7 protein-coding genes are annotated in these 13,186 nt (G+C 72.9%); 3 read left to right on the top strand and 4 right to left on the bottom strand.

Going from position 1 to position 13,186, the window contains the following annotated elements; all coding sequences use genetic code 11:
• The first annotated feature begins 104 nt into the window (after window positions 1–104).
• Window positions 105–1,049, top strand: coding sequence for an aldo/keto reductase (locus tag J8N05_RS05080; RefSeq protein ID WP_210881273.1), 945 nt, complete (start codon window positions 105–107; stop codon window positions 1,047–1,049).
• Window positions 1,050–1,313: 264 nt separating this feature from the next.
• On the opposite strand, the gene J8N05_RS05075 is transcribed toward J8N05_RS05080, so the two are convergent.
• The 4 genes from J8N05_RS05075 to J8N05_RS05060 all read right to left on the bottom strand — a co-directional run bounded on the left by J8N05_RS05075 (window position 1,314) and on the right by J8N05_RS05060 (window position 6,692).
• Window positions 1,314–2,606 carry a PrsW family intramembrane metalloprotease gene (locus J8N05_RS05075; protein WP_210881272.1) on the bottom strand — a complete coding sequence of 431 codons (1,293 nt, stop codon included), beginning with the start codon at window positions 2,604–2,606 and terminating at the stop codon, window positions 1,314–1,316.
• A 68-nt stretch (window positions 2,607–2,674) separates the two neighbouring features.
• Window positions 2,675–3,490, bottom strand: coding sequence for a tRNA (guanosine(46)-N7)-methyltransferase TrmB (gene trmB / locus J8N05_RS05070; RefSeq protein ID WP_210881271.1), 816 nt, complete (start codon window positions 3,488–3,490; stop codon window positions 2,675–2,677).
• Window positions 3,491–3,739: 249 nt separating this feature from the next.
• Window positions 3,740–4,954, bottom strand: coding sequence for an L-2-hydroxyglutarate oxidase (gene lhgO / locus J8N05_RS05065; RefSeq protein WP_210890024.1), 1,215 nt, complete (start codon window positions 4,952–4,954; stop codon window positions 3,740–3,742).
• Window positions 4,955–5,267: 313 nt separating this feature from the next.
• Complete coding sequence (locus tag J8N05_RS05060; protein WP_107020588.1) at window positions 5,268–6,692, bottom strand: MFS transporter; 1,425 nt, start codon at window positions 6,690–6,692, stop codon at window positions 5,268–5,270.
• Between the two features lie 773 nt (window positions 6,693–7,465).
• On the opposite strand from J8N05_RS05060, the gene J8N05_RS05055 reads away from it, so the two are divergent.
• Both J8N05_RS05055 and J8N05_RS05050 read left to right on the top strand, forming a co-directional pair.
• Window positions 7,466–9,559: an asparagine synthase-related protein gene (locus J8N05_RS05055; RefSeq protein WP_210881270.1), complete on the top strand. Its 2,094-nt coding sequence runs from the start codon at window positions 7,466–7,468 to the stop codon at window positions 9,557–9,559.
• 232 nt (window positions 9,560–9,791) lie between these two features.
• A complete protein-coding gene (locus tag J8N05_RS05050) occupies window positions 9,792–13,175 on the top strand; it encodes a BTAD domain-containing putative transcriptional regulator (RefSeq protein ID WP_210881269.1) in 3,384 nt (1,127 codons plus the stop codon).
• Window positions 13,176–13,186: the final 11 nt, after the last annotated feature.

The raw sequence follows: 13,186 nt of genomic DNA, 5'->3' as shown, positions 1-13,186 counted from the left end.
GTCCCCGCGGCGTCGTGAGGTTGTGGCGTCGTGAGGTTGTGGCGTCGTGAGGTTGTGTCGCGAGGTATGGAATACGGCCGTCCGGTCCGGCCGTTGGTTTTGGCATGACTTCTCTTCGCAGGCTGGGTTCGTCCGACCTTGAGGTGTTTCCGCTCGCCCTGGGCGGCAACGTCTTCGGCTGGACCGCCGACCGCGCCGACTCCTTCGCCGTGCTCGACGCGTACACGGCCGCCGGCGGGAACTTCGTGGACACCGCCGACGCGTACTCGGCCTGGGCGCCGGGCAACGGGGGCGGTGTGTCCGAGACCGTCATCGGCGAGTGGCTGACCGCGCGCGGCAACCGCGCCGACGTCCTCATCGCCACGAAGGTCGGCGCGCATCCCTCGTACAAGGGCCTGTCCCCGGCGAACGTGAAGGCCGCGGCCGAGGAGTCGCTGCGCCGGCTGCAGACGGACCACATCGACCTCTACTACACCCACTACGACGACCCCTCCGTGCCCGTCGAGGAGATCCTCGGCGCCCTGGACGAGCTCGTACGCTCCGGCAAGGTGCGGGCGATCGCCGCGTCCAACATCTCTCCCGAGCGGCTCCAGGAGTCCCTGGACGCCTCCGACCGCGAGGGGCTCGTGCGGTACGTGGCGCTGCAGGCCCAGTACAGCCTGGTGTCGCGCGACACGTACGAGGGGCCGCTGCAGGACGTCGCCTCGCGGGGCGGACTGGCCGCCGTCCCCTACTACGGGCTCGCCTCGGGCTTCCTCACCGGCAAGTACCGGGCGGGCGCGGAGGTCGACAGCCCGCGGGCCGGTGCGGCGGGCAAGCATCTGGCGTCGGAGCGGGGGCAGCGGGTGCTCACCGCGCTCGACGAGGTCGCCCAGGAGCGCGGCGCCGAACTCGCCACCGTGGCCCTCGCCTGGCTGGCCTCCCGCCCCACGGTCGCCGTCCCCCTGGCCAGCGCCCGCACCCCGTCGCAACTCCCGGCCCTGCTGTCGGTGGCGGACCTCACGCTCACGGACACGGACCTCACGAAGCTGACCCGCGCGTCCGAGTGAGGCGTGGGTCGCGTCGCGGAGGCAGGGGGCGAGGCTTGTGCTTTGAGGAGCGAGGCTTGTGCTTTGAGGGGCGCGGGGAACTGCGCGCCCAGCCACGGACGTCCCGCACTGGGCATTCGGCCTCAAGCACTGCGGCGCTACTCCCTAGGGGCGCGGGGAACTGCGCGACGAGCCCCGGACGTCCCGCACTGGGCATTCGAGGCCAAGCACCGCGGCGCTGCCCCCAAGGGGCGCGGGGAACTGCGCAACCAGGCAAGCAGGCGGTCAGTACCGGTAAGGGTTGTACGCGGGGTAAGACGGCGGATGCCCATACCCCGGCACAGCCCAAGGCACAGGCCCCGGCGCAGTCGCCCGCGCCGCATACGCCAGCGCCGGCCGAGCCGGCTCCCGCCGAGCCCACAGCTCGTGCAGCAACTCCCGCTCCCGCACGGCGAAGTCCGCCCCCGCCCGGCCACGGCGCCCCCGGTGGCGGAGGAACGCCAGCGAGGTGGCGTACGCCTCGTACTCCGCCACCGCCCGCCCCGCGTCCCGCCCGCCATGATGCGTCGCGTACTCCCGCGCCAGCCGCCGCGCCTTCATCGAGCCGAGGACGAACGGCTCGGGCGCGGCCAGCCACCCCGCCACGGCGTACGAGGGCAGCTCCGTGCGGACCGTGCCCAGTTCGCGCTGGCGCGTCCAGACGGCCAGCCATGTGAGCAGCCCGAAGGACGGGACCATGAACGCCGCGTACACCGCGAAGAAGCCGTACTCCCCGAACGCCGACGAGCCGTTCCACATCGCGTGCATGCCCATCGCGAGCAGCAGCCCGGTGAGGGGCAGGACGACGCGGCGCACCTGGTGGCGGTCCGCCGAGAGCGCCGCGATGCCGAAGCCGATGCCCGTCAGCACGGTGAACAGCGGATGCGCGAAGGGCGACATGATCACGCGTACGAAGAAGGTCGCGGCGGTGACGGAGAAGATGCCCGTGTCGCCGGTGAGCCGGTCCGTTCCGAAGGCCGTGCCCAGATAGAGGATGTTCTCGGTGAACGCGAAGCCGGTCGCCGTGACGCCCGCTATCACCACGCCGTCGACTATCCCGGTGAAGTCCCGTCTGCGGAACAGGAAGACGAGCAGGACGGCCGCCGCCTTCGCCGACTCCTCGACGATCGGCGCTATCACCGTCGCGCCGAGGGTGTCCGCGTGGGACGGGTCCGCCGTGGTCGTCGCTATCCACTGCGTGGCGAAACTGTTCGCGACGATGGCTATCAGCGCGGCCGCGCAGGCCCCCCACGCGAAGGAGAAGAGCAGGTTTCTCCAGGGCCCCGGATCGACCCGGTCCAGCCAGCGGAACGCGGCGACGAGCAGCGGCACGGGGAAGATGGCGAGGCCGAGGCCCACCAGGAAGCCCTCCGTGCCGGTCTGTTTGCGGACGAGGGCCAGGATGACCAGGCCCGACAGGGCGAGCAGGGTGGTCAGCGCGGCGTAGCGCACCCACTTGCGCTGCCACCAGTGTGCGTGCCGACGGGCGCCTCCGGCGGGGAGGCCGGGGGGTGTCGGGGGTGGGGGGCTGGTGGCCATGACAAAAACCCTAACGAGGGAGGGGCTCGGCCCGCGAGAGCGCCCCGTCCCGGGGTGGGGGAGCTGCTTCAGGCGCCCTTGCTGTGCGTACCGCTGTCCGTGCTGTCGTTGCTGTCCGTGTCATGCGGTACGCGGCGGAACAGGAGATCGTTCACCACGTGGCCCTTGTCCAGGCCCTGGGCCTCGAAACGGGTCAGCGGGCGGAAGTCGGGACGCGGCGCGTAACCGTCGTCGGGGCGGGTGTTCTCGAAGTCCGGGTGCGCGGAGAGAACGTCCAGCATGACCTCGGCGTACGGCTCCCAGTCCGTCGCGCAGTGCAGCAGCGCGCCGGGGCGCAGCCGGGACGCGGCGAGTGTGAGGAACTCCGGCTGGATCAGGCGCCGCTTGTGGTGGCGCTTCTTGGGCCAGGGGTCCGGGAAGTAGACGCGCAGGCCGGCGAGGGAGTCCGGGGTCAGCATCTCGCGGAGCAGGATGATCGCGTCGCCGTTGGCCACGCGGATGTTGGACAGGCCGGCCCGGTCCGCGAGGTTCAGCAGGTTGCCCTGGCCGGGGGTGTGGACGTCCACGGCGAGGATGCCGGTGTCCGGGGCCGCGGCGGCCATGCGGGCGGTCGCCTCGCCCATGCCGAAGCCGATCTCCAGGACGACGGGGAGGTCGGCCGCGAAGAGTTCGGCGAGGTCGAGGGTGCACTTCCCGTCGATGTCCAGGCCCCACTTGGGCCAGAGCCGCTCAAGCGCGTCCGCCTGGCCCTGGGTGACGCGGCTGCGGCGGGGCTGGAAGCTGCGGATCCGTCGCTCGAAGTGCGAGCCTGCCGGGTCGGGCTGGGGGCCGTCGGGGAAGCGGGGTTCGTTTCTGGGGCGGGGGGTTCTGGATGAGTCAGACACAGTGGGTCGATTTTACGGGTCGGGTGCCGGTCCGTGGTGGGTGGTCGCGGTGCCGGTCCGTCGTCGTGCCGGTCCCTCGCGGTGCCGGTCCCTCGTGGTGCCGGTCCGTCGTGGGTCGGGGCCGTGCCGGTACGCCGCAGTCCGCCGCCCCCGGGCATACGGAACTCTGCTGACAGGGCAGGCCTTGTTCGGAAGGGCTACGCGGCGGACTACGGCGTACCGGCACGGCCCCTCGCGCGGCTCCCACGGTCAGGCGGCTGCCGCCAGGGCCTTCAGGGCGCGCTGGGCCACCTCCCGGCCGATGGGGAGGGAGGCCGTGGCCGCGGGGGACGGGGCGTTGAGTACGTGGACCGTGCGGGGGCCCTCCTGGATGAGGAAGTCGTCGACCAGGGTGCCGTCGCGCAGGACCGCCTGGGCGCGGACGCCCGCGGGGGTCGGGATCAGGTCGTCCGAGGTGATCGCCGGGAGCAGGCGGCGGACCGCACGGGTGAAGGCGGCCTTGGAGAGCGAGCGGTGCAGTTCTCCGGTGCCGTAGCGCCAGTGGCGGCGGGCTATCTGCCAGGAACCTGGCCAGGCGAGGGTCGAGCCCAGTTCGCGCGGGCGGACCGTCCGCCAGTCGTAGCCCTCGCGGGCCAGGGCCGGGACCGCGTTCGGGCCGACGTGGACGCTGCCGTCGATGCCACGGGTGAGGTGGACCCCGAGGAAGGGGAACGCGGGGTCGGGGACGGGGTAGACGAGGCCGCGTACCAGGTCGGGGCGGGCGAGGGTGTAGTACTCGCCGCGGAAGGGGACGATCCGCATGTTCGGTTCGTCGCCTGCGAGGCGGGCGATGCCGTCGCAGTGGAGGCCGGCGCAGTTGACCAGGACGCGGGCGCGGACGACCGTGCCGTCGTCCGTGCGGACGGCCACGCCGAGGTCGGGGCGTCGGTCGATGTACGCGGCCTTCGTGCCGTACCTGATCAGGGCGCCGGAGGCGTTCGCGAGGTGCCGGGCCACGGCTGCGTAGTCGCACACGCCGGTGGTGGAGACGTGGATCGCGGCGAGGCCCCGTACCTCTGGTTCGTACTCCTCGATCTGGGGGGCGCCCAGTTCCCGGACCGGGATGCCGTTCTCCCGGCCCCGCTGGACGAGGGCGTGCAGGCGGGGGAGCTCGTCCCGCTCGGTGGCGACGATCAGCTTGCCGGTCACCGCGTGGGCGATGTCGTACTCGGCGCAGAACTTGACCATCTCGGCCGCGCCACGCGCCGCGAACCGTGCCTTCAGGGAGCCCGGGCGGTAGTAGATCCCGCTGTGGATGACTCCGCTGTTGCGTCCCGTCTGGTGCCGGGCCGGGCCGGCCTCCTTCTCCAGCACGGTCACGCGCGTGCCGGGTGCGGCACGCGTGATCGCATACGCCGTCGACAGACCGACGATCCCACCGCCGATCACCAGCACGTCACAGTCGTAAGCGATCTCCCGCACCATCCGCCCGCCCACCTCCGCCACCTCAGACTCCCACCTCCGATAGTGCACTGCGCCACTGACAACCCACTCAAACCAACAATCCGGCCGAACACCGGAATGACTTGGGGGAGGGGGGAGGGGTGGTCACGACCGGGGCGCCCCTTCAGGGGCGCGGGGAACTGCGCGACCGGCCACGGCGGACCCGCAGCCCCAAGACGCCCTCACCCCCGCGGACGCGCTTTTCAGGGGCGCGGGGAACTGCGCGACCAGCCACGGCGCACCCGCAGCCCCACAACCACCTCAGCCCCGCCGACGCGCAGGCAAGCCTTGATCACTAGGCCGGTGCCATCAGCAGCGGCCTAGCCCGCTCCCGCAGCTCGACGACCCGCGGCTCGTCCCCGTACGGCTCCAGCCGGTGAAGGAGATCCTTCACGTATTCAGTCGTGCGGGCGGATGAGATGCGCCCGGCAACCTCCACCGCCCGCACCCCCTGCTCGCACGCCGCGTCCAGATTGCCCGATTCGAGCTCGGCGACCGCGGACACCACGAGCCGCAGCCCGTGCGAGCGTACGAACTCCTCCGTCGGCTTCGACAGGGCCTGCTCCGTGAAGCGGCGGACCTGACGCGGAGCCTTCAGATCGCGGTAGCACTCCGCCGCATCCGCCGCGAAACGGTCGTACGAGTAGAAGCCGAGCCAGGACGGATCCTGGTCGCCGTCCCGGGCGCGCTCCAGCCAGCCCTCGGCCGCCTTCAGGGCGCCGCCGGCCGCGTGGGCGTCACCCGCGCGCGCGTGCGCCCGTGCCTCGACCAGGCGGAAGAAGCTCATCGTGCGGGCCGTGGCCAGCCCCCGGTTGCGTTCGAGGGCGGCCTGCGCGAGGTCCACGCCCTCGTCGCCGAAGCCGCGGTAGGTCGCCTGGAGGGACATGGAGGCCAGTACGTAACCGCCGAGCGGGACGTCCGCCGCCGCGCGGGCCAGGCGCAGGGCCTGGATGTAGTAGCGCTGTGCCGCCTCCTGCTGGCCCGTGTCGAAGGCCATCCAGCCCGCGAGACGGGTGAGTTCGGCGCTCGCCCCGAAGAGGGAACGGCCGACCTCGTCCGAGTACGAGCCCAGGAGCAGCGGTGCCGCCTCGACCCGTAAGCACTCCGGCACCATGGACGAACGCCAGTCGCCGCCCCCGTACTTGGAGTCCCAGCGCCTGGCGTCCTCGGCGGCCTCCCGCAGCTTCAGCACGTCGCTGTGGCCGACTTTCAGTGGCGCCGCGGAGCCCTCCAGCGGGCCCGCGTCACGTGCCACCGAGGTGTCGGCCGGGGTTATCAGCCACCGGGAGGCGGGAGTCGCGTACGCGCTCACCGCGAACGATCCGGCGAGCGACTGCCAGATGCCGCCGGAGCCGGCCCGGCGTCCGGCGAGGTCGAGGCGGTAGAGATCCGTCGCCGACCGCACGGCCTGTCCTACGTCGCGGGGGAAGGCGAGGCCCACCTCCGGTGCGGGATCCGCGTCCGCCAGGCCGATCTCGTGGAGCGGCACGGGGCGGCCGAGTTTCTGGCCGATGGCAGCGGCGATGAGGTGCGGCGCGGCACCTTGCGGCACCATGCCTTTCGACACCCAGCGCGCCACCGACGTCTTGTCGTAGCGAAGAGTCAACCCGCGTTGAGCGCCAAGATCGTTGACGCGACGCGCGAGTCCTGCGTTGCTGATTCCCGCGAGGGCGAGAACGGTGCCGAGTTTTTCGTTCGGCCCGCGTTGCTCCCTGGACATGCGCCACCCCTCGACACAGACGGCTGCCGCGCGGGTTCAGCCACGCGGCATTCGTGCTGCGTCTTCCCGGGCGCAGACCCCTGGAACCCCACCCGCAAAAGCACGTGGCTGAGCCCTCAGGAATATGCCTCCCGCGAAAACACAGGCAAACACAGGGTAGTTCGCCGCATCCCAAGCGTTAAGGGGCATTGTTCCGGATGGCGGGATTGTGGTCCGCGGGTCAGCACGGAGCGTCGTGTCGTGCTCCCGCTGTGTGGCAGTGCGCCCGTCCGTGCGCTCTTCTCCGGCCAACGGGGGAGCGCTTCGATGGATGACGCGTGGGTCGGCCCGCTGTACTGGATCCAGTGGGCTGGGGGACACCGCCGCCTACATCCCCGCGGGCGGCGGACCGGTCCGGGAGGCGGAGTCCGCCTCCCGGACTGTGCGTTGCGCACAGCCTGTACGGAGAGTGTGCAAGCCTGTCTGTCCATCCCCGATTTGGCTGAATATCGCCCCTGCCTCCGGGGGTCAAAAAACGCGTCTACCACGGCACTTGAGGGCGCGTTCGATGTTTTTGGGGAGTGTTTCGGGGGCGCATTCACGTCGTAGCGGGTACGTCAATTCTTCGCGATCGCCTTTCCTCGCGCGTGAGTTCACCGTCGAGGGGGCATCTCCCAGGGGCGCACTCCGGGGAGCGCGAGCGGCCCCGTCGGCTCTCCGGCGCGCTTTCTTCGTGGCAGCATGGTGACCGGTTCGTGCGGTGCACTGGTTGTCCACAGCCTGTGGAGGCGGCGATGCGATGGTTGGTGGGTTGGAGCAGCACCGCCGCTCGTGCGCCTGAGTTCGGTTCGGCGGGTGCGACCGGCGGCGACGGCGAGACGGTCCATCCGGTCGGGTCCCAGCTCCTGTGGGGCGACCCCGATCCGCTCTGGGCGGTCGGCGACTGGCGTCCCGACGAGGTGCGGGTCGTCCGGGCCGACGACCAGAACCGCATGGCGGTGCTCGGTACGTGCGGCGCCTCCGACGAGGAGCTGCGCCTGGGCCTGATCGCCGCGCGCGGCGGGGCACTTCGGCATCTGACGGCCTGGTCGGGCAGTTACACGGCCGTCGTCCAGGTGGGCCGCCGGGTCATGGTCTGCGGCGATCTGGCGGGCGTCCGGCCGGTGTTCTACACGCCATGGGCCAGCGGTACGGCGTACGCGACCGCCGCCCTGCCCCTCGCCGACCTCATCGAGGCCAACCTCGACTTCGGGCATCTGGCGGCCCTGCTCGCGGCTCCCGACGTACCGGCCGCCCTCCAGGACTCGACCCCTTACGAGGGCGTGCGGCGCATTCCGCCGGGGCATGCGCTGATCCTGCGCGCCGGGGCGCGCGAGATCGCCGGGTACGAGCCGGTGGCCTCGCTCGCCGTCGCGGCCCCCACCACCGACGCCGACAGCGCGGTCGACGGCGTCCGGGACGCGCTCGTGGAGGCCGTACGCGCCCGGCTCGCCGCCCCCAGGCACGTACCGGGAGCTGACATAGACCCCGGGCCGGTACCGGGCATGGGGCCCGCCGAGAGGCGCGCGGCGCGCGGAATGCCGGTGCCGGGTATCGGGGCCGACCTCTCCGGAGGGCCCGCCTCCGGCACGCTCGCCCTCCTCGCCGCCGGGCTGCCCGGCGCCCCCGGCACCGTCCTCGGGCACGGCACGGGCGCCGGCGAACGCCTCCTTGCGGTCACTTTCAACGACATGGTGGTGAAGGGCCGGGAGGCCGAGTTGGAACGGGCCGGCACGCTCGCCGCCAACCCGCGCCTGCACCACGTGGTGGTGGCCGGCGGCGAAGAAGTCCTCCCCTACGCCGAGTTGGAGGGCCCGCTCACCGACGAGCCGGGCCCGTCCCTGGTGACGGCCGCCCGCCATCGCGCCCGCCTGGCCTCCGGCAGCGCCGACCACTTCACCGGGTACGGCGCCAGACAGGTCCTGGACGCCCACCCGGCCCGCCTCGCCGATCTGCTCATGGACCGCAAACGACGCCACCTGGTGCGTCCGGTCGCGGCCCTCACCAAGGCGGACGGGTCCGTCATGGTCCCCGCGCGCGTGTACGGCGCGGCCCGCAAACTGTCCCGTACGTCCTACCTGGTGGGCATAGAGAGTCTCGCCGACCGGCTCCTCCACAGGCGGTTCGAGGAGCCGGCGGGTGCGGTCGGGGCGTCCCTCGCCGCGCTCACCTGGGCCAGGCCGGGCCCCGCCGCGCGGTGGCTGACCGGTGAGGCCCTCGCTGAAGTATCGGTTCGCCTGACGGGTGCGACGACCCGCGCGGGCATCGGCCCCGGTCAGCGGCCGGGCGATTTCCGGGCCCGCTCCGCGCTCACCCGGCACGCCGCGGACCTCCGCATCCTGGAGCAGGCCGCCGAGGTCCGCTTCCAGCGCCTGCACGCCCCCTTCCTCGACAACCAGGTCGTACGCGCCTGCCGCGCCCTCCCCGAAGCCCTGCGCGTCCAGCCGGGAGCACGGGCCGCGATCCTCCGTACGGTCCTTGAAGGCGCTGGGGTGGCGGACCTGCCGCACGGTTGGGGCGCCCCCTCCCACGCGTTGTCGAACGCCGCCGCGCGCACCGGGCTGCGGGTCGCCGTGGACGAACTGGTGGCCCTCTTCGACACGCCTCTCCTCGCCCAGGCGGGCCTGGTCGAGGCCCGCGTCGTCCGCAAGGCCCTCCGGGCGGCGGCCGACGGCGAGCCCCTGCCCCTGGAGGGCCTCGCGGACCTGGTCTCCCTGGAACTGTGGCTCCGCCGCCTGCTGGACCGCCGGGGCACCTGCTGGACGGGCACCCCGGCCCGCCAACGAGCGGTCCCGGAGGGGATCCGACCGCAGCGGGGGGCGTTGGGGGCGGGGGCGGGCAGGGGGTAGTGGTTCGGCTGCGGGGCCGGTGGGGGCGGGCCCAACGGATTGCGCAGTTCCCCGCGCCCCTGGGTACCTCAGCCCGTCCGCAGTCGTTTCAGCCCGTCCGGCGTTTGAGGACGAGCGCGGAGCGCGATACGGGGGCGAGGGGGCGCAGCCCCCATGCGTGGACGGGAACGGGTAGGGGCGGCGGGGGCGAAAAACGCCCGGCCACCCCCACCGGACCCGCGACAATGACCCCGTGCGGTACAAAATTCTGGGCGCCACCCAGGCCACGGACGACCAGGGCGAACCCCTCCCCCTGAACGGCCCCCGCCTCCGCGCCCTCCTCACGGCCCTGGCCCTCAGAACCCCCCGCCCGGCACCGCAGGAAACCCTCATCGACGAGGTCTGGCCGGACAACCCCCCGAACGACGCCCCCGCCGCCCTCCAGGCCCTCGTGGGCCGCCTGCGCAGAGCCCTCGGCAAGGACGCCGTCACCTCGGAACCGGGCGGCTACCGCCTCGCCGCCACCCCCGAGGACGTGGACCTGTTCGTCTTCGAGCGCCTGGTCACCGAGGGCAGGACCCTCCTGGACGCGGACCCGGAGACCGCCGCCCGGATCCTCCGCGAGGCCCTGGACCTGTGGCGAGGCCCGGCCCTGGCCGACCTCCCCGACCGCGCCACGGCGGCGACCCGCCCGGAATCCCTCCGCCAGGAGGCGACACGCGCGCGCGTGGAGGCGGATCTGCGCAACGGCCGCGCCCACGAGGCCGTACCGGAGCTGCGGACCCTCACCGAGACCCACCCGTACGACGAATCGCTGCACGCCCTCCTCGTACGGGCCCTGCGGGACACGGGCCGCCCGGCGGACGCGCTGGCGGCGTACGAACGGGCCCGCCGTGCCCTCGCCGACGGCCTGGGCACGGACCCGAGCCCGGAACTGCGCGCCCTGCACGCCCAACTGCTGACCCCGCACACGGTCCCCGCCCCCGTCCCCGCCCTCACTTCCGAACACCGCGAACCCACCGGCAACATCCGCCCCCGCCTCGACTCCTTCGTGGGCCGGGAACCCGAACTCGACGCGATTCGTTCCGAATTGCACAGGGCCCGTCTCGTCACCCTCACCGGACCGGGCGGCTCCGGAAAGACCCGCCTCGCCGAGGAGGCCGCCTCCGGGCATCCGCGGGCATGGCTGGCCGAGCTCGCCCCGCTCGACCGGCCGGAAGCGGTGCCGGGTGCGGTCGTCAGCGCCCTCGGCCTGCGGGAGACCGCACTGCTGACCCACGAGATGGCGGGCCAGCAGCACGACCCGGTCGCCCTGCTCGTCGAGTACTGCGCCCCGCGCAGCCAACTCCTGATCCTTGACAACTGCGAGCACGTCATCGACGCGGCGGCCGAACTGGCCGAGACGCTCCTGACCCACTGCCCCGGACTCACGATCCTCGCCACCAGCCGTGAACCCCTGGGCGTGCCCGGCGAGTCCGTGCGCCCGGTCGAGCCCCTCCTGCCCGAACCGGCACACCGCCTCTTCAGGGAGCGCGCGGCGGCGGCCGTCCCCGAGGGAGACATCACCGACGACGACGCCGTCGACGAGATCTGCCGCCGCCTCGACGGTCTGCCGCTGGCCATCGAACTGGCCGCCGCCCGGCTGCGGATGCTCGCCCCGCGCCAGATCGCCGACCGCCTCGACGACCGCTTCCGGCTCCTCACCTCGGGCAGCCGCACGGTCCTGCCCCGCCAGCAGACCCTGCGCGCGGTCGTCGACTGGTCCTGGGACCTGCTCGACGAGCCCGAGCGGACCGTCCTGCGCGAGCTGTCCGTCTTCGCCGGCGGCTGGGACCTGGAGGCCGCGGAGGCCGTGTGCAGCGGGCCCGTGGCCGAGCTGGTCGGAGCGCTCGTCGACAAGTCCCTGATCGTCGCGACGCCCGGCCGCCGGGGCGGCGCCATGCGCTACCGCATGCTGGAGACGATCCACGAGTACGCGGTGGAGCGCGTCGCCGAGACCCCCGAACTGCGTGCCGCGGCCGAGCGCAGACATCGCGTGTGGGCCCGCGCGCTGGTCGAACAGGCGGACCCCCTCCTGCGATCCGCCGACCAACTCCGCTGGATCGACCGCCTGGAGCGCGACCTCGACAACATCCGCGCGGCCCTGCACCGCAGCATCCTCGCCGCGGACGAGCCCCAGGCGGCGGCGCTGGTCCTGTCCATGGGCTGGTTCTGGTGGCTGCGCAACTTCCGCCGCGAGGGCGCGACCTGGACCAACCGGGTCCTGCTCCTGGGAGCGGCACTCGACGCGACGGCGGCGACGGATCCGACCGGGACGGACCCTCCCCGCCTCCACACCGCCGGACTCGCCGGGGTGCAGCTGGACGCGATCGACCCCCTGGCGATCTGCCTCGACACGACAGACCCCGTGAGAGCCGGTCTCGGCATCGAGGTCGACCCCGTCGGGGCCTTCCTCGCCGATCCCGAGGGGGAGGGCGGGCACCCCCTGCACAGGGTCCGTATCAAGCTGCGGGTGCTGCAGATCTTCCTGGCCTCGGAACTGGGAAAGGTGCCGCTGACGGAGGAGCGGACCGTGGAGTACGTCGCACGGCTGCGGAGCACGCTGGCGCGCGGCGGCCCGGACGCGGCGAGTTTCCCCGGCATCCTCTGGCCGCTGATCGGATTCCTGATCGGCAACACCGACGGCGTGCGCGGGACGATGCAGGCCTCGCTCGCCAACTGCCGCGCGCACGGCGGCGAATGGGAGATCGGTATCGCCCTGCTGTTCTCCGTGCACGTGGCCGTCGACATGCCCGGCGGCATGGAACACGTCGATACGTACATCAAGGAGCTCCGGGCCGTCTCCCTGCGCGTCGGTGACCGCTGGATGCGGGCCCAGGTGTGCGGCGCGGGCGGCGAGGCGGCCATGGCGCGCAGCCGGTTCGAAGAGGCGAAGGGCGAGTTCCGGGAGGCGCTGCGGCTCGCCCACGAGGTGGGGGCGTACGCGGAGAAGCCGTTCCTCATCGCCCGGCTCGGCGAGATCGCCTACCGCGAGGGCGACCGCGCGGCGGCGCTCGGCGCCCTGGACGAGGCGACGGCCGAGGCCGACCGTTACGCGGTGCCGGACTCACGCGCGTTCGTCCTCCTCGTACGGGCCCAGATGGCCGTCGACGACCGGGAGTTCGGCCGGGCGCGCGAACTGTGCGAGGCGGCCCGCCAGGAGACGACCCGGGGCACCCCGCCGCCCCAGTTCCTCGCCGCGCTGAACGGCATCGACGGCCTTCTCACCGCGGTCGAGTCGGGTCCCGGACCGGGCCTGCTCCGGCTGGCCGACGCCCTGCGGGGGGCCATGGAGGGCAGATGCTCGGAGGTGGTCCTCGCCACCCTGGCCGAGCAGGCGGCGGAAGTGCTGTCGGGCATCGGCGAGCATGCGCGCGTGGTCCGCGTCCTCACGGCCGCCTCCCGCTGGCGGGAAGGCCATCCGCGCCCGCGGCCCCAGCGGGCGGAGCTCGAACGCGTCGAGGCCGTGGCCCTGGCCGAACTCGGCCGCCGGGCCTACGACACCGAGCGCGCCGCCGGTGCCGCCCTCACCCGGGACGGCGTCCTGAAGGAACTGACCGGGGCGTCAAAGAACGAACCCGGGACGTCAAGGAACTGACCGGGGCGTCA

This window comes from Streptomyces liliiviolaceus (assembly GCF_018070025.1).
GTDB classification, from domain to species: Bacteria; Actinomycetota; Actinomycetes; order Streptomycetales; family Streptomycetaceae; genus Streptomyces; species Streptomyces liliiviolaceus.
This window is presented reverse-complemented; position numbering and strand designations above follow the sequence as displayed.